Raw genomic sequence first — 16,186 nt, forward strand, 5'->3', positions numbered from 1 at the left:
AGGGTGACACGCTCATAAAGTTACTTGTTTTTTGGCTTGTGCTGCTATTGGGTGCTGCTGGCGGAATAGCGTGGCCATGTCTTTGCATTTGGGGGTATAGGTGGCGTCAAAGACCATTTGCGCCGAAGCGCCGTCCGCTCCAGTGTACTCCATCACCAAAAATGATGCGCTGTGCACCGTCCGTTTTTCTTTCGGCCTGCCTCCGATGATAGCGCCCGTGGGTCCTGCAATCAGTGCGCCCACAAACGCCCCGCCCATGCTGCTGGTGATTTTGGATTTCTCGTAAAACTCTCGCTGAATTGAGACATCCCGCACCCGCTCCATAGAAATGGAGTATTCCGTATCCGGGGTGTCAACCTCAATGCGGTCATCAAGGTAGTAGATTTGGCAGAGAGGGTTGGCGGGGCCAGAAATGCCAGCTATACAATCCACAGATACAAACGCACGAACACCCGGCCTTTCCATCTTTGCTTTTATTGCGGGGTCTAATTTGGGTTTTAGCAGCCCCATAATGGCATACCTCCTTGGCGGTGATACTACCATTTTAGGCTAATATGGTTCACGTTGTCAAGTATCAGAGCCCAAAAGATGTTATAACTTCACTTTCGCCTCCCGCCGAAAATATGGTATGCTCTCAGCAGGAGGTGATTACAATGGATTTTGGATTTTCCCAGGTTGAAATTATTTACATCTATGGGGAGTGCAAAAAGCAATTAAAAGCTCTGAACGATGCCAGGGCTGCCGGTGTCAGCAGCGGCCATAGCACAGAGAAGATGCTCCGCTCAATCATTCAGAAGATGGAGCGTTGCTGTCCTGCTCTCCGGCATCTACCTGATTAAACAGGTCGGGGATTTTTTGGGCTGTTTCCTCAGCCCATTCCGCCAGCGTCACAATCCTTGGCCGCAGCCCCTGCACAAGAGCGGCCAGCTCTTTGGGCGTCCCATAAATGCGTACTTCCACGCTGTCACCGTTTTCCTTTCTTGCGGGCCTTTGCTTTCAGCTCTGCCTCTTTTTTCTTTTCGGCCTCAATACGGGTCTTGATGGAGGCGATGACAAAGGCCCGCTCTTTCACGGGCAAGTTCATAAATTTGGACGGTTCCCAGCCAAACTTTTGCAGACAGAAATGGGCAAAGTTGGCCTCCGGGTCACCGTCCGCAATTAGTTTTTTGCCTCATCCACCAGCTCCGGCTCATCCTTAAAGCCGTTGACCTCAAAGACCTCCGTGATGTAGTCATCAAATTCCCCACCGATGAGCATAACCCCCACCAGCTGCTCCGGCGTGGCCACGCCCCAGCTGTCCTGGAGCTCCGCATTGGTCAGGTCCGGGAACACGGTACACGCCGCCGCCACCTTGGCCTGGAAAGTGTAGGTGTCAAGCTGTTGCGTATACTGGCCCTTTTTGCCAATTACGGGGACCTGCCGGATGCACCCGGAGCGGATGCGGGCGTACTCATCGGCGGAGATGCAGCGGATTTCCCACTCCACCGGCTTGCCGTCCTCCCCCACAAAGCGGGGGGAGGGGGCAAAGCAGGCGTTTTTGATTTCCGCCACATTGGGGCGCATAAATGCGGACAGGCTCTTACTCATGATGTTTTTCCTCCTTGTAGTCATGCCGCCCTATCACATATAGGACGGGTTGGTGTATTTCTCAGGACGGCTAAAGCTATCGCAAAAGCCCTCAATGGACTGCTCGATGAAGTCACCCTCAGCGTTGAACATGGACAGCAGCACGTCCCCGTCCAGCACGCAATCATTATAGATTTTCGTGCTCCGGCCCACGCTGCTGGCCTGGTCATCGTTGGAGGTCTGGATGGTGAAAGTGGGCATCACGCCGGTGCGGATAAACTGCTCAATCACGTCATCGAAAATCTCCGTGCACTTGTAGATGGTCATGGAAAAGGCCAGGACCACCGTGTCAGCCTTGTGGCCGACGACGATATTGCCCAGCCGGGGGACCTCCTTGGTGTTGACCTGGGCCTTGCCCTCAAAGTCCTTGGCCATCAGCATGGAGTAGCGTCTGCCGTCAATCGTGACAAAGCACTCCGCACGGTGGGCGCTTACAGCGTCCTTGGCGTTCATCATAGCTCCGTCAGGCATTTATTTCTCCTCCTTTACTGGATAATCACGCTCATGTAGAGCTGGGCCATAGCGTTGATGATGTTGAGGCCATTGACGGTGACCAGCACGGCCTTTTTCTTGTCACCCTGCTCACAGCTCACGGTGTCCGGGTCAAAGTTCTCCACCGCCCGGATGTCCTCAAGCTGCTTGATGTAGTGGGTGATGTCACCCCACAGGGCGGACCGCCCGGAGGCATCATTGGGCACGGTGCCCAGGTAGCGCTCATTGAACAGCACCGCCACGTCATTGGCGATTTGGTCACACACCCGCATGGTCTGATTGCTCTGGAAAACCTCCCCCTTGGTATCGGAGAGGGTCAGCAGGGTGTTGATGTCCTCCAGGACACGGGTGAGGCCGTTGACGTTGTGGAACATGAATTTACCCGCCTTGAGGGCCGCCGTGAGCTCCGCCTGCTTATAGTCCGTGTTCAGGGTGAGCTCCCCGTCATACTTGGCATTGGTCAGGGACTTGTTGACGGCCACGCCAGCATGGGCCCCGGTGGCCCAGTAGACCACAGCGTGCTCCTCCACATCCATGGAGGGGTGGGTGGCGCTGTTCCACACGCCGATGACGCCCTCATAGTCCACCGTGGAGGGTTTCCACGCAATGAGTTGGAATTTTGCGCCCACCTCATCCCGGACCCGCTGGCAGTAGGCGGCGTAGAGCTTGACGATGATGGGGTCAGCCGCCGGGCAGCACATGGCGTTAAAGGCATAGGCCTCAATCTTGTCCAAAAATGCCTGGTGGCTGTCCCCGGTGATGTTCGCCACGTCCTCCCCGCCGGTCAGGGGTGCCCCCGCCGTAGCCTCCAGCGTGAGGTCTTTCTTGAAGTCCACATAGTCATTGCCGGTCAGATCCTCCGCCTTGGTCACCGTCTGGAGGTCCACCTGGATGCCATCCAGATAGGTGCCAACGTCAAAGGCATCCGGGTCATCCACGTTGACCGCAATGACGATGGAGAGGTCATTGCCCCGGACGCCGGGGTACTTGGCGATGGCCAGCGCACAGGCCGCCTTTTTGGCTCCCAGCCCCAGCCGGTAGCAGTAGACGGTGGTGGCGTGCAGGAAAATCTCCCGCAGGGCCAGCATCTTGGGGTGGTCATAGGAGTAACCGAAAATGGCCTTGCTGTTTTTCTGAAATTCCCCGGAGGTAACAGCGAAAACCTCATTTTCCGGGCCCCAGCTCAGGACAAAGGGGGCCGCCGCATATCCACGGTCGGACAGTGTGGCGGAGGCCTTTGCAACGCTGGAAAAGTTGATATAGCTGCCCGGCAGGACCTTGTTCTGGACCAGCCAGGTGCCGCCTCCCAGTGCCATTATTTCACCGCTCCTTTCATGAATTTGTTGATGAGCGCATCCACCTCAGCCAAGGTGTAGGACTTGCCGCTCTCCAGCAGGACGCTCACCAGGTCCCGCCGGGCGGCGTAGCGCTGGGAGCTCATGACCTGCTCCCTGGTGTAAACGGCCTCCGGCGCAGTTCTGGCCGGAGCCGCCGCAGTTTCATTTTTTGCCATAGGGTCATCCCTCCTGTTCGATTTTTAGGGTTTCCATCATGATGTGCTCCTGGGGAACACGGACAAAATGGTCATAGGTGACAAGCACATGGAGCACCCCGCCGGTGATGGTCCACTCGCAGCTTGTGGCGTGCACCACATCCCCCTCCGGGGTGGTGATGCTCCCCAGGACCGCCGTGAGCCGGTCCGCCACGGCGTAGCACTCCGCATTGCCCCGCTTGGGGTAATAAATCACGTCCAGCGTGGGGCTCCGCCGGTAGCGGGACCCCACCTCCTGGGCGTGGCTGGCGGCGGGCATGGCCACGTTAAAGTCACCAGGCTTGAGCCCCTGCTTGACCTCACCGCCGTGGACCTGAACGGGGGCAGGAAAAGCGGCGTGGACCGCAAGGCTCACGCCGTCAAAGATGCTGTTAAAACTGATTTCAGACACGGAACACCTCCCGCAAAAGCGCCTCCAGCCTTTTCTCAATGTGCGCCGGGGCCAGGGACCTCAAATCCTGCTCTGATAGGGTGAGGAAATACTGCCCGGCCACCCATCCCTTGCCGCCGGGCGTGCGGTGGCCAAACTCCACATAGCTGGCATAATGGACGGGGTTGATGACTTCCACAAGGTAGCTGCCGCCCTGCTTTTTGATGGGCAGGGCTTGGGCATAGGCCTTGGCGTTGCTGTTCCCGCCACGGCTGGCGGCCTCCTGCTCCGTTCGGGCCGTCCAGCCCCGGCGCAGAGTGCCGCCTTTTTTGCCGCTGGGGGTCACCCGCTTGGTGTAGGTGTCCCCCTTTTTGTGGTGCTTACCGTCCCGCTTGACGGTCACGGTGACCTCCTTGGAGTAGTCCCCCACGGGGGTCCGGGGTATCACCAGGGCCAGCAGACGGGCCGCCAGCTCCTTGGACACGTCCCGGCAGAAATTCTCCAGGTCAGCGCTTTGGAGCCGGTCCAGGTTTTCCCGGAGCTTTTGGAGCTGCCTATAATCGCAGTTGCCCCATCTGGCCATTAGGCCCACCCCTCCCACAGCTCAAGCGGCACCTCCTGGTGGACGGTGTAGACCGCCGGGGTGCCGCTCCGCTCATAGTCACGGGTGACCTTGTTCTGTGTCACGGTGATTTTTGACCCCTCCGGGATGTCCACGGAGGGGTCAATGTAGAGCGTAACGGTTTGGACTGTCTTGGCGGCCTCCTCAGAGGGCTCCGTGGCGGTGACAGTCTTGTGGGAGATGCGGCAGGCCGCCCCCTCCACAAGCACCCGCTCAACGGGCTCCGTGCGGCCATTGGCCTCATTCAGCACACCCTCCCGCACGGTGACGGTGGCCTTGCCGGTCCAAAGGCGCTGGACCGCTGCCTTGTAGCGTTCAAGCGTCACCATTTCAACCTCCGAAAAGCCCCCAGGATTTTCTCCGATGGGTGGACCATGCTGTCCAGGGTGGCCAAAAAGCGCCCCTCCGGGCTGGAAACGCCGTCACTGGCCCCGGCAAAGGTGGCGGACACGTCCCCCTCCGTGATGCTCTTAACGGCGGTGGAAAAGTCCAGGCCCTCAATTTCCAGCCCCCCGGCGTTCAGCTTGTCTTGCAGGAATGAGCCCGCCACCATGTCCACCAGCGTGTAGATGAGGCCGTCCGGCACGTCCTTGTGGTGGATGCTGGCCAGGAGCGCCACCCGGCACTTGCTGGTCAGGTAGTCGATGGCGGGCTTGTCCTGTTCGGTGACCTGATACCCCAGCATGGCCAGCCGGGACACCACAGCCTCATACACGTCCACGGCTTACCCCTTGGACTTGATGCGGGCGATGGCGATGACCTTATCGTTGACGTAGGACCGCTCCGCCTCCGTAGCCTCGCCGGAGTGCACCAGGTCCCAGTTGGTCCCGTCCGCCAGCTCATCATCCGTGGGGGAGAGGCTGGCCTGCTTGGCCTTTTCGTAGGAGAGGCCAAAGGGGGCAAAGACCTTGCGCTGCCGGGTGTAAAGCGTATCCTGGCCGCCGTTGGTCTTGGGGTCACGGGCCATCTCATAGGGCACCTTGGCACCGATGTCCTCATAGTTGATGGTGCCCTCACCCAGCACATAGCTGGTGTAAACGGTGGAGCCGTCCTCCGCCTGCTCGGTGGGCATCCCGTCATCCACGATGACCAGCTTGCCGTTCCAGGTGTAGAGGGTCAGGTCACGGGTCACGCCCTCCTTGTCCGTGTACTTGAGGGCGGTGAGGAGGTTGAGGTTTTCCAGATTGGTGGACACAACGGAGTGCATGAAAATCATGGAAAACTTTTTCTTGTGGTCCCCGCAGGCCTGGGCGGTGGCACTGTTGAGGGTGGTGGCCTCCATGGGGCCGTCCACCTCATAGGTGTGCTTTTTCACAAACTCAGCGCCCTTGGTGCTGGTCATGGCGAACACGCCCCGGAGGATGGCCAGGAGGGTGTCCTGGTCAATGTCCTGCCAGTAATCCGCCACCTGCTTGGCCACGTTGTCCATGAAGTCCTGGCCGCCGGTGATGTCGTAGGAAAAATCCTTTTCCACCCACGCCTTGGCCCGGCCCACCACCACAACGCCCTGCTCAAAGGTCTTGGTGCTGGTGGCTGTGATGTCGGTCTGGCCGTCATAGTTCACGGCGTCCCCATCCAGCAGGCCCCGCATGGCCAGCCGGGCGTAGGCGGTGCCGTCCTGAGTGGTGAACACGGCCCGGATGTCCGGGTTGCCGGTCAGCACACGGCTCTTGCGCATCTCATTGAGGCGGGTGCGGGGGATGCGGTCCGCCCGATACTTGAAAGCCTGGGGATTAAAGCTCTTTGCGTCAAATTTCTCGTTAGGCATAATGCATCTTCCTTTCTGTTACTTCTTAGTAGTCTTGCGGGTGGTCTTTCCCTTGGGGGCCTCCGTGGCCGTCTGGGCGGGCTCCTGGGGCGGTTCAGCAGCGGGAGGGGTAGATGTACCCCCAGCCGCCTCAGCGCCGTCCTGGGGCCCCTCAGCGGGCTCTGTAGCCGCCGGATTGGCTCCGTTGCTTTCCACCAGACAGGCCGTGACCTCTCTGGTGACAGCCTCACCCAGCTCCTCCACGTCAATGCGGGCCATGACCTCCTTGGTGACGGCCTCCGCCAGCTCATCCAGCTTGATGCGGGCCATAACCTCCTGGGTCACCGCCTCACCCAGAGCGTCCACGTTGACGCCCCCAGCGGAGGGGACGGGGACGTTTTCGGCCATGTATTGCACAATAGCCTCCTGGGTGCGGGGCAGATCAGCGGCAGGGCGGCCAGTCAAACGGCTGGCCAGGTTGCGCAGGGCCTCCTCAAAGGAAACGGTGCGGGGCTTGACAATGTTTTTACTCATCTTGCACCTCTCAGTCCAGCTTGGCGTCCGGGTTGGCGGCCAGGTACTCAGCCAGTTCCGCATAGGACATCTCAGAGGGCTTTTTGCCCCCGCCGGGCTTTCCGCCACCATCGCCGCCCTCTCCGGGTTTCCAGCCCTCACGGGTCACGGAGCCAAAGAGGAAGTCCGTGGAGGTGTCCTTTTTCAGCGCCTCAATGCGTGCGGCCAGGGTGACGCTCTCCCCGGAGACTTTGGCGGTGACCTTGCCGTCCACGATCTTGGCATCCTTGAGGAAGTCCTCCAGCACAGCCTTGACGGCGGTGTTGTTCTTGGCCCCGGCGGCGGTGAGCTCCGCATCCACGGCGGCCATCAGCTTGACCTTGGCCAGCTCTTTCTCATAGTTGGCCTTGTCGGTCTTGGCCTGTTCCTCCATCTCCGTGATCTTCTTGGTCAGGGCCTCCGTGTCACCGGCGGACTTCTTCAGCTCGGAAAGCTGGGTGGCGTGGGTCTTGACCTGCTCCTCCAGCGTGCCCACCTTGGCCTCAGCCTCCTTGAGCTTTCCGCTAGTGGCGTTGAAGTCGGTGCGGGAGACAAAGCCCTTGCCGATCTCCTGAGACACGGCGGTGTCAATTTCGGGGGTGTACGCATCCCCCAGGATAGTCTTGAGCCATTCAAGCATGATTTTTTTTACCTCCTTAGTTTGTTCTGCTGTCCTTTTTAGTCCGGCCAGTCCCGGTATTGCAGGGCCCTTTTTATAGTCCGCCGGGCCGGGCGGTGATGGGTATGAAAAAAGCACCGTGCATTTTCAGCACGATGCTCTAATCATCAATAAAGCAGCTCCGGGTCAAATTCCAGCTCCGGCCAGAGCTCTTTGAGCGGCTTGCCGCTCTTGAGGTCACGCCGCACCTGGTCAGCGGTGGCCCCGTCCGGGGGCGTGTAGGCCGTGTCCTCATCATCCGGGGCATACATCAGACGGACCCCAGGCTCCTCCCCGCCGAAACGCCCCCCAAACTTGGCGGTGTACTCAGCGGCAGCCTTTTGGAGCGTCTGGTCCTTTGCAAACTTAGGATAGGTCATCATATCACTCCATTCAAAAGTTTTTCAAATTCGGCCAGAGCCGTGGGAAAGTATTTTTGCATCAGGGCGTATTTATCAGCACTAAATTGTGCCTCATACATATGGGCAAAAGCCTCTTTTTCCACGGCTCCCGGCAGTTTCCAATATCGCTTGTTCCAGTGGCCATAACTGCCCACGCACCTGTTGCCGGACATCCCGCCGAACAGGTCAGAAATAGCGTTATAGAGCGGCCCCTGGATTTCTTGAGACACCACCAGATAGGCCTCCGTCTTTTTGATGCCATACTGTTTCATGGCCGCCTTGATATATGCGGCGTAGTCACCCCGCAGGGCGTTCCCAAAGTCCGGGGTGAGCGTGGACGTGTAGCCAGGCCCAGAGCAGGAAAGAAAATCAATATAGTGCCCGTGTTCATGAAAGAACGTAGTGCCCAGGCCCCTTGGGTTGATGGCGTCCTCCGCAAAATTCATGTTGACCTTTTGGGTCACAGGGCTAAAATGTGCGCCCTTGGTGTAGGCTCCGTCTGCCACAGAGCTGGAGGTCACATACTTGGAGAAAGCGCTTTGTGCGGTGGGTGTGCCAGTAGCAAAGCGGTTTTCCAGGCCGTCTTGATAGCTCTGGGTCATGCTGTTCATGCCTTGGACGGCTCCAGAAAAATGCTGCTGGGCCGGTGTTATTGTACCACCGGCGGAGCCTGTTGGCAACGGACCCTGGACAAACTGCTGCCGCCAGTCCTCAAAGCTCATGTCCGCCGGGACTTTGCGGGTGGTGCCGTCCGGGTTACGGGTCCACCGCTCACCCACTTTGGCCATGTCCTCAAAGTAGGGGCAGGTGCAACACCGGCACCAAGGATGGAATGGGGGAGCCGTGAGGCCCACCTGATAGTCCGACATTTTGAAAACCTTGCCGTCCAGCGCTCCACACAGCTCACAGGTGTCCCGGTCAAAGGAGGCCACGATCTTGTAGCGCTCCACGCCCAGCTCCCCATAGCAGTCTTTTTGGGCGGCGCTGGAGAAATAGGCGCTTTCCGTCATCACCAGGCGGCCCGCTTTGCCCTTTGATACGTTGAATTGGTGGGCAATAGCATCAATGGCCCGGTCAGGAGCCTCCCCCCGTATGATCATCTGAGTGAGCTGGGTGTTGACGCTGTTCACCAGGTCCCGCTTGTTCGTCCAGCAGCGGTCCCGGAAAGTCTGGCCGTCTACCGTCCAGGGGCGGGAAAGCACCTTTGTGATGGTGTTTTCGTTGATAGCGTGCATGGTCCAGCCCACGCCAAGGCCCCGCTGGACCTCAAAGGCGGTATGGTAGTAGCTGCCCACATACATCTGCCGGGCGGCGGCGTCCACAAAGTCAAGCTGATTGGCATATAGGGCCTCAGCCTGTTGCTGGATTTGCAGCTTTAGGGTCTCCAGCCGGGAAATATGCACCTTTGCGCTGGCGTTTTCAAGCTGCTTTATCCAGGCCCCGTCAAGAGCGTTTTGCTGGCCATAGGCGATGTACTCCCCCAGCGTCCAGCGAAACTCCGCCAGCTCCCCGCTGTTGAGGAGCCGCTTGGCGTCCGCCAGGGTGATTTGATTGTTGACGGCAAAGCGCTGATACCATGCGGCGATCTGTTTCTCAATCTCCACCTGGGCAGCGGCAAACTGGGCCTCAAGGTTTTCCACATAGGCAAAGGACTGGTCCTGGAGGGCGTCCTCCATGTTCTTGAAACGCTGGGCCCAGTAGTCCGCATTACTCTGTCTGGCCATCGCCCTCACCGTCCTTTATGGGCGGGTCCTGCTGGCCTGAGCCGCCGGGCTTATTCCCCCTGCCCCGGTTATTCTCAAAAGCGGCACGGTAGGGGTCAGCGGCCTCCTCCTCTTTTTCGTCCTTGATGCGCTGGAGCTCCTGCTCCGGGTCAGTGACCCAGGGGTGCATCTTCACGATAGTCTCATTGGACAGGATGCCCACGGAGTTGCGGCAGTTGTTGATTGCCTCCGTTTCATTGATGAGCACGTCCCGGTCAAAGATCACCTTGACCTCCGTGCCGTCAAAGCTGCCCCTGCCGGTGTTGGCCAGGTGCCGGTTGACAAACCACAGCAGCTCCTCCATGGAGGCTTGAAACTCCATTTCAATGCCGTTGGCATCCAGGTCAATGTCAGAATACATGGATTGTATATTCATCTGATTAGGATTGCCGCCCATGCGCTCATCTTTGGCGTCATAGCCTCTGGCGTTCTCAATGATGGCGTCCTTGAGCAGAGCCAGCAGCACCTTGTAGTTTTCGGCGTTCACCTCCAGGGTCAGCGCTTGCACACCGCCCTCACAGCCCTCAAAGGAGCGCACCTTGATGACCCCATAGGTGGCCAGGTTTTTGCGCAAGGTGCCAAGGTTTTCCCCCTCATAGTTCTTGATGACCAAAATGGTGGTGTGGATGTCCTCCTCCATCTGATTGGCGAAGTTGGAAAGCACGTCATTGTAGGCATCCTGGAGACACTTGACACGGGAGAGGAGGGGCAGCTCATGGTGGGAGCTCTTAAAGCAGATCAGGGGGATGCGCTCCCAGTTGTAGGGCGTCACCTTGCCGGTGTCCTGCTCCACCTCCGTGATATAGGGGCCAGAATTGGCGTCCGGGTCCGGCTCCAGCGTGCCGTCATCCTTGCGGATAAAGCAATCCACGCCCCCGCCGTGCATGACCTCCACCTTGACCACCGTTTTGGCCTGTTCGTTTTCGTCATACTCCAGCACGGCGTAGACGTGGACCGCCGCATCCAGGACGGTGTGGTCAGCGTCCGCCCAAAATGGCAGGACCTCATCCGCCGGGAAACGCTTAAAAGCCAGCTCCCCGCCCTCATAGTAGGGGTAAAGCCAGGCCTTGCCGCCTATCCAGGCCCCCTCGCCAACATTGTGCATGACCCGGCGAAAACGGGCCCCCAGAACAGTGGCCAGGGCCGCCGCATAGGCTTTATTTTCCGTATCAAGCGAAAAAGGACGGCCAAAAGAATAATTGGTCTTTTGGTCCACCATCTTGGAATACTGATTATTTACCAGGCAATTATTGGGCAGGTGCTCCAGCACCACCGGCTTGCCGTCATCGTCCAAAGCAATACGCTTGCGGTGAGCTGCCGCCTGGTCCCCGTCATAGTAGGCCTCACCCGCAATCTGGCGCTGGCGCTCTTTGGAGGCCAGCCATGCGGTAATCTCCAGCTCCAGAAAGCGCTTGTCCGTCATGCCCCGGCGGAAACTGGTGCCGGTTCTAAAAATGCAGTCATCCCTCAAATTCAGCGTTACCACAGATGTCACCTCACAGACATCCCGCCCGCTGCCAGGCGGCGTATAGTTTCGGCCCCTGTATGGCCATCCAGTCCACCAGCTCCTCACAGGTGGGCCAGCAGTCCACGCCCAGGCCGTTGACACTCAGCCCGCTCTCATACAGAAAAGCGTGGGTGAGCTCATGCCTCATGCACTTGCGCATATAGGCATCCAGGTCTTTCTTGCTCCCAGGCTCCCGGCGTTCTGCCGCCGTGAATTTGCGGACCACACAGAGCTTGACGCTGGTGTCACAGTAGCCGTCACACTCCTCAAGCTCCTTGTCTTTGGCCTTTGTCCGATATTCCAGGGCATAGGGCACGCCCAAAACAGAAACACGCATAAAAGCACCCCGCTAAAAACTGATAAGGGCCGGAGCCCAGGCTTTGTTGACAAAATAGCGCACATCGTCCATGGAGTGGTCATTTTCCTTGACAGGCCTGTCACCGCCTATGGCCTTTTCATCCCAGCGGTAGAGGCCAAACTCCCGGATGCAGTCAGTACACCCGTCACAGATCAGCAGGTCCCCAGCCTTGAGGTGGGTGGACACGTTGCGGATGCCGTCCAGCACGGCGTTGGAGGCCTTGATGTCATAAAAGCGCCCATGCCGCCGGATAGTCTCCAGGAAAGAGGCGGCGGACGGGTCCACGATCACCCCGGCAATGGGCAGGTCATCGGCCAGCTTTTCAAGCTCCGCATAATACTCCTCATCCGTGAGCTGGCGGCCCTCTTTGCGGCTGTCGTAATAATACTCACGCATCCTGTACCACACGCCGCATGAACGGCCCCACAGTCCCATGCTGGTGGGGTTTCTGGTGCCGTAGTCGATGGAAATATAATACTTGTCATATGGCCGGGGCACAGAGGGGACAATGTGAAAATCCTTGTTAAACATGGTATAGATCAGGCCCTCAGCCACCACCCACAGCCCCAGAATATAGCGCTGATAGAACACCCCGGAGTATTGATTTTCGTACCTTGCCTTGGTGCGGGCGGAGAGGCTGAGGTTGTCATCCATGGTGAAATGCAGGTGGAGCATTTTGCGCTTTCTGGCCTTGAGCACCCAGCCCTGATAAAACCAGTGGGAGGGGCCCTCCGGGTTGCAGTTAAACCAAAACTTGGAGCCCTCCACAGAGCACCGGCTGGTGGCCTGATTGACAAAGCTCTCCGGCATCAGGGCCACCTCATCCAGCAGGATGCCCGCCAGGGTGATGCCTTGAATGAGGGCGGCGCTGCTTTCGTCCTTGCCGCCGAACAAGTAAAAATTGTTGCTCCGCCCGGCGGCGCTCACCACGATCTTGTTTTCCGTGCGGTGCTCTTTGAACGAAAACACCCCGGCCAGCCAGGTGGACAGGTTGGAGGTCACGTTGCGGCGCAAGCTCTCAATGGTCTTGCCACAAAGGGCAAAATTCTGGCCTGTAAAGCGTGACATGGCCCACATGATAAAGCCCACGGTCATGGCCACCGTCTTGCCGGAACGGATGGAGCCGTCACAGATAATGCCGTCATAGGCCTCAAAGCCCGGCCTATTCCACCACGTCATCGCCAGGTTCTGCCGGGGGCTCAATTTCTGGTATTGCATTGGTGTCTATTTCCTCCCGTGTGCTCTGTTCGATGACCTCAAAGATGTTGTTTTCCTCAGCGGCGGCAGCGCTGCCGCCGGTGGCGAACACGCCCAGGTGTTTGCCCAGCAGCTCCAGGGCCCTCACCTTGTCATGCAGCTTTATCTCAATGCCCAGTTGGCTGTACTTGATACCGGCAATGGCAGGGAGCTTGTTCTTTGGCACCTCACTGGTGGCCTTTACGCAAAGGAGCCCGGCCCCGGTGACCGTTACAAAATCCGTTCCGTTGGCAAAAGCGATGGACGCCAGCTCCTGCAACACCGCCTCCTGGGTGATTTCCAGCTTTCCCCTCAGCTTGTCCCGGCGTGCTTGAATGGCCGCAGAAACGTGAGTTTTATTGAGTAGTTCAATCGCTATCCTGGACGCACTCTTTTCACTGTACCCCGCCCGTTTGGCGGCGGCGGTGGCGTTGAGGTCCACCAGGTACTCATCCACAAACCGCTCCTGCTTTGGTGTCAGCTTGGCCATTCTCACCACCCCAAATCAAAATAAATGACAGCGGCAAGGGTCCGGGTTTCATCTTCCATCACCTTGCCGCCGTCAACCAAGGAGGTGCTGCACCTTGAGGCATACACCCGCTTATACAGAATACCACAGACAAAGCGGACAAAACGGACAAATTGAATTTTGTTACACATTCGCCCCCGTGTCACCGTTCCAGATAGCGTTTCACGGCCTTGCGGCATCCGTCCTCCGTGTTCCCTCCGCCGATGCAGGCTGCCACCTGCCGCCAGGGCAATCCGCTGATAAAGCGATAGGTGAACACCTGCCGGAGAAAACTGTCATCAATGCCCGCTATGTAACGCTCCAAACGGCTCCGCTCATAAAGGCATTGCTGGTGCTTGGCCTCAATGATGCCCCGCAGGTCAGCGATTTCCGCCGCACATTCCCCCACCTTGTCCACCACGCCGGTGCCGTGAGGCATCCCGGTGATGACCTGAGCCCCCGGCAGGGCCCTGGCCTCAAGCTCACGGAGGCGGCGCTGGTCCATTTCAATCTCCCGGTTGAGATAGTAAAGCTGGGACAGCTCCTTTAGGGTCATTCCTCCGCCTCCTCACCTTTCCAGACAGGCTTGCACTCACCCGTGCCGAAAGTGCACTTGCAGGCGCACACCTTGCAGGCATCGCCGCCCGCCATGACAAAATGCAGGTCATCAAGGGCCCGGCGGAGCATGGCGTTGACGCCACCCAGCTTGTCCTCAGCGATGTGGGCCCGCTCCACGGCCTGCTGGATGTCCTGGGCGGACGGCGCAGACGCCAGCCGCTCCTCCAGTTGGTCAGCCCTCAGCAGGTCCGCCTCATGCTGGACGGTCAGCCGGGCGTTTTCCCGGATGAGCTCATCGGTGAAAATCGTTTCCTTATCCATCACAATACTGCTCATTTTGTTGTTTCCTCCTTGATTTTCTTAATTCTGGCCTTTAGGGCCCGCATGACCGCCTCATGGGTGTCCGCCCGGTCCCGTATCGTTTCCATGACATCCTCATCCTCGCAGTCCTGGACCACCAGGTAATGCACGAAAACCTTGTCAAAGGGGGAGCCCTGGCGGTATAGGCGGCAATTTCCCTGGTCATTCAGTTCAAAGGACCAGTTGAGGCCATACCACACCACATGACGGCCCCCGGCCTGGAGATTTAGACCATAGGCGCAGCTTGCCGGGTGCACCAGCAGCACGTCCACCTCCCCGTTGTTCCAGGCGTCCTCATCCTCCGTGCCCTTGTAGACCCTCACCCGCAGCTTGTCCCGGCGGCCCTTGTTGTACCTCTCCAGCCGCTCCAGGATGCGGTCCTTGTCGTGCTGGTAGCCGTAGAACGTCAAACAATGCTCCCCGTCAAACTGCTCCAGCAGCTCCACATAGGCGTCCAGCTTGCAATCATGGACCGGGACCACCTTGCCATCGTTGTTGTAGACGGCCCCGTTGCAATACTGCAAAAGTTTCCCCACCAGCACCCCAGCGGTGCCCGCCGTGATGATGTCCTCATCCACCTCCAGCAGCAGGTCTCGCTCAAATTGGTCATAGTCCCGCTTGGCCTTGGCATCCAGCATCACCGGGATTTCATGCTGGATGAAGTCCGGCAGTTGCAGGTAGTCCTCCGCTTTCATGGAAATGCAGATGTCAGAAATGGCCGCCAGCACGGCGCTCTCCGCTCCGTCCTTGGCCTTGTAGCTGAAAATCTGGGTCCGGCTCCGCTGGTCCGGGTCAAAGTATCGCTCCCGGTAGGCGCTCAGGGTAGGCCCCAGACGCTCACCACCGTCCAGGAGATACACCTGGGCCCACAGGTCAATGAGGCCCTTGGAGGACGGCGTGCCGGTCAGCAGGACCATCCGCTTGATGAAACGGCGGACTCGCCGCATGGCCTTAAAGCGCTTGCTCTGGGAGTTCTTAAAGCTGGTACTCTCATCCAGGACCACCATGTCAAAGGGCCAGGCCTGCTGGTAGTAGTCCACCAGCCACTCCACATTTTCCCGGTTGATAATATACACGTCCGCCGGTGTGTTGAGGGCCTTGATGCGCTTTTTGGTGGACCCCAGCACCACGGAGATGCGGAGGTGCTGGAGGTGGTCCCACTTGGCGGCCTCTTTGCTCCAGGTGGCCTCCGCCACCTTTTTAGGGGCCACCACCAGCACCCGGCTCACCTGCCAGCGGAAATACTTGAGAATGTTGACAGAGGTGAGGGTGATGACGGTTTTGCCCAGGCCTGGCCGGAGGAACAGCCCCACGGCGGGGTCCTCCACCACCCGCTGGATGCAATAGGCTTGATACTCATGCGGTGTGTACTTCACAGCCGGGCCTCCATTTCCAGGATAAAGGCGTCCACGCCCGGCTTGGTATCAATCCGCCGGACCTCAAAGCCCAAGGCGGCGATCATCCCGCAGACGTACTCTTGCAGCTTTCTCAGGTTTTTGCCGGGGGCCTTTGTCTCCACAAAGGTGATCTTTCCGCCCGGCAATAACACCACCCTGTCCGGCACCCCATTCAATCCGGGGCTCACAAATTTTAGCGCCATGCCTCCCAGTCTTTTCTTGACCTGTTCCCGCAAGTAGCGCTCCACTTCTTTTTCCAGCATTTTGACCTCTCCTTTTAGCCTGTAACATTTAACAATTTTCCTATTCTTTTATGCGTATTAGGCGGATTAGGCGGTTTATATACTCTCTAAATCCTCTATTTTTCAATCAATAGAAAATAAATGTTACAATGTTACAAAATCCTTGAAAGCCTTGCGGCGCAACGGTTTCAGCCGTAACATTTACTGTAACATTGCCTGTAACCTGTTACAAAATGC

At 58.3% G+C, this 16,186-nt stretch carries 23 protein-coding genes; all 23 read right to left on the reverse strand.

All coding sequences use genetic code 11. The annotated features are described in order from the left end of the window. Positions 1–12 precede the first annotated feature (12 nt). The 23 genes from U8U01_RS00255 to U8U01_RS00365 all read right to left on the reverse strand — a co-directional run bounded on the left by U8U01_RS00255 (position 13) and on the right by U8U01_RS00365 (position 15,970). On the reverse strand, positions 13–432 hold the full coding sequence (locus tag U8U01_RS00255) for a hypothetical protein (RefSeq protein WP_322168659.1): 420 nt from the start codon (positions 430–432) through the stop codon (positions 13–15). Positions 433–786: 354 nt separating this feature from the next. Continuing rightward, entirely contained in the window at positions 787–960 is a 174-nt protein-coding gene (locus U8U01_RS00260; RefSeq protein WP_322168662.1) for a hypothetical protein, read from the reverse strand. Positions 961–1,158: 198 nt separating this feature from the next. Beyond that, positions 1,159–1,587 carry a phage tail assembly chaperone gene (locus U8U01_RS00265; protein WP_322168665.1) on the reverse strand — a complete coding sequence of 143 codons (429 nt, stop codon included), beginning with the start codon at positions 1,585–1,587 and terminating at the stop codon, positions 1,159–1,161. Positions 1,588–1,620: 33 nt separating this feature from the next. Further along, positions 1,621–2,097, reverse strand: coding sequence for a phage tail tube protein (locus U8U01_RS00270; protein WP_322168668.1), 477 nt, complete (start codon positions 2,095–2,097; stop codon positions 1,621–1,623). A gap of 14 nt (positions 2,098–2,111) precedes the next feature. Then, complete coding sequence (locus tag U8U01_RS00275; protein ID WP_322168671.1) at positions 2,112–3,434, reverse strand: phage tail sheath family protein; 1,323 nt, start codon at positions 3,432–3,434, stop codon at positions 2,112–2,114. Next, positions 3,434–3,631: a hypothetical protein gene (locus U8U01_RS00280; protein WP_160233029.1), complete on the reverse strand. Its 198-nt coding sequence runs from the start codon at positions 3,629–3,631 to the stop codon at positions 3,434–3,436. Before U8U01_RS00280 ends, U8U01_RS00275 begins: the two co-directional genes overlap by 1 nt. A gap of 4 nt (positions 3,632–3,635) precedes the next feature. After that, the gene (locus U8U01_RS00285; protein WP_322168674.1) at positions 3,636–4,061 is read right to left on the reverse strand and encodes a phage tail terminator family protein; all 426 of its coding nucleotides are present in this window, start codon (positions 4,059–4,061) and stop codon (positions 3,636–3,638) included. Continuing rightward, a complete protein-coding gene (locus U8U01_RS00290) occupies positions 4,054–4,623 on the reverse strand; it encodes an HK97 gp10 family phage protein (RefSeq protein ID WP_322168676.1) in 570 nt (189 codons plus the stop codon). Before U8U01_RS00290 ends, U8U01_RS00285 begins: the two co-directional genes overlap by 8 nt. Next, entirely contained in the window at positions 4,623–4,991 is a 369-nt protein-coding gene (locus tag U8U01_RS00295) for a hypothetical protein (RefSeq protein ID WP_160233026.1), read from the reverse strand. The genes U8U01_RS00290 and U8U01_RS00295 overlap by 1 nt, the downstream gene beginning before the upstream one ends. After that, complete coding sequence (locus tag U8U01_RS00300) at positions 4,985–5,383, reverse strand: hypothetical protein (RefSeq protein WP_322168679.1); 399 nt, start codon at positions 5,381–5,383, stop codon at positions 4,985–4,987. Before U8U01_RS00300 ends, U8U01_RS00295 begins: the two co-directional genes overlap by 7 nt. 3 nt (positions 5,384–5,386) lie before the next feature. After that, positions 5,387–6,430: a phage coat protein gene (locus U8U01_RS00305; RefSeq protein WP_322168682.1), complete on the reverse strand. Its 1,044-nt coding sequence runs from the start codon at positions 6,428–6,430 to the stop codon at positions 5,387–5,389. An 18-nt stretch (positions 6,431–6,448) separates the two neighbouring features. After that, the gene (locus U8U01_RS00310) at positions 6,449–6,943 is read right to left on the reverse strand and encodes a hypothetical protein (RefSeq protein WP_322168684.1); all 495 of its coding nucleotides are present in this window, start codon (positions 6,941–6,943) and stop codon (positions 6,449–6,451) included. Positions 6,944–6,953: 10 nt separating this feature from the next. Beyond that, entirely contained in the window at positions 6,954–7,601 is a 648-nt protein-coding gene (locus tag U8U01_RS00315; RefSeq protein WP_322168686.1) for a phage scaffolding protein, read from the reverse strand. Between the two features lie 146 nt (positions 7,602–7,747). Continuing rightward, complete coding sequence (locus U8U01_RS00320; protein WP_322168689.1) at positions 7,748–8,002, reverse strand: hypothetical protein; 255 nt, start codon at positions 8,000–8,002, stop codon at positions 7,748–7,750. Beyond that, entirely contained in the window at positions 7,999–9,744 is a 1,746-nt protein-coding gene (locus U8U01_RS00325; protein ID WP_322168693.1) for a minor capsid protein, read from the reverse strand. Before U8U01_RS00325 ends, U8U01_RS00320 begins: the two co-directional genes overlap by 4 nt. Further along, the gene (locus tag U8U01_RS00330) at positions 9,728–11,278 is read right to left on the reverse strand and encodes a phage portal protein (RefSeq protein ID WP_322168696.1); all 1,551 of its coding nucleotides are present in this window, start codon (positions 11,276–11,278) and stop codon (positions 9,728–9,730) included. The genes U8U01_RS00325 and U8U01_RS00330 overlap by 17 nt, the downstream gene beginning before the upstream one ends. 1 nt (position 11,279) lies before the next feature. After that, complete coding sequence (locus U8U01_RS00335) at positions 11,280–11,627, reverse strand: hypothetical protein (protein ID WP_322168699.1); 348 nt, start codon at positions 11,625–11,627, stop codon at positions 11,280–11,282. Between the two features lie 12 nt (positions 11,628–11,639). Continuing rightward, positions 11,640–12,866 carry a PBSX family phage terminase large subunit gene (locus U8U01_RS00340; RefSeq protein WP_322168702.1) on the reverse strand — a complete coding sequence of 409 codons (1,227 nt, stop codon included), beginning with the start codon at positions 12,864–12,866 and terminating at the stop codon, positions 11,640–11,642. Further along, positions 12,811–13,374 carry a terminase small subunit gene (locus U8U01_RS00345; protein ID WP_322168705.1) on the reverse strand — a complete coding sequence of 188 codons (564 nt, stop codon included), beginning with the start codon at positions 13,372–13,374 and terminating at the stop codon, positions 12,811–12,813. Before U8U01_RS00345 ends, U8U01_RS00340 begins: the two co-directional genes overlap by 56 nt. Positions 13,375–13,555: 181 nt before the next feature. Continuing rightward, entirely contained in the window at positions 13,556–13,948 is a 393-nt protein-coding gene (locus U8U01_RS00350) for a hypothetical protein (protein WP_160233016.1), read from the reverse strand. Next, positions 13,945–14,286: a hypothetical protein gene (locus U8U01_RS00355; protein ID WP_160233015.1), complete on the reverse strand. Its 342-nt coding sequence runs from the start codon at positions 14,284–14,286 to the stop codon at positions 13,945–13,947. Before U8U01_RS00355 ends, U8U01_RS00350 begins: the two co-directional genes overlap by 4 nt. After that, positions 14,283–15,686 (reverse strand): SNF2-related protein, encoded by a 1,404-nt coding sequence (locus U8U01_RS00360; protein ID WP_322168708.1) that lies wholly within the window; start codon positions 15,684–15,686, stop codon positions 14,283–14,285. Before U8U01_RS00360 ends, U8U01_RS00355 begins: the two co-directional genes overlap by 4 nt. Beyond that, the gene (locus U8U01_RS00365) at positions 15,683–15,970 is read right to left on the reverse strand and encodes a PDDEXK family nuclease (RefSeq protein WP_322168711.1); all 288 of its coding nucleotides are present in this window, start codon (positions 15,968–15,970) and stop codon (positions 15,683–15,685) included. Before U8U01_RS00365 ends, U8U01_RS00360 begins: the two co-directional genes overlap by 4 nt. Between the last annotated feature and the right edge of the window lie 216 nt (positions 15,971–16,186).

The sequence above is a fragment of the Acutalibacter caecimuris genome, from assembly GCF_034335085.1.
GTDB classification, from domain to species: domain Bacteria; phylum Bacillota; class Clostridia; order Oscillospirales; family Acutalibacteraceae; genus Acutalibacter; species Acutalibacter caecimuris.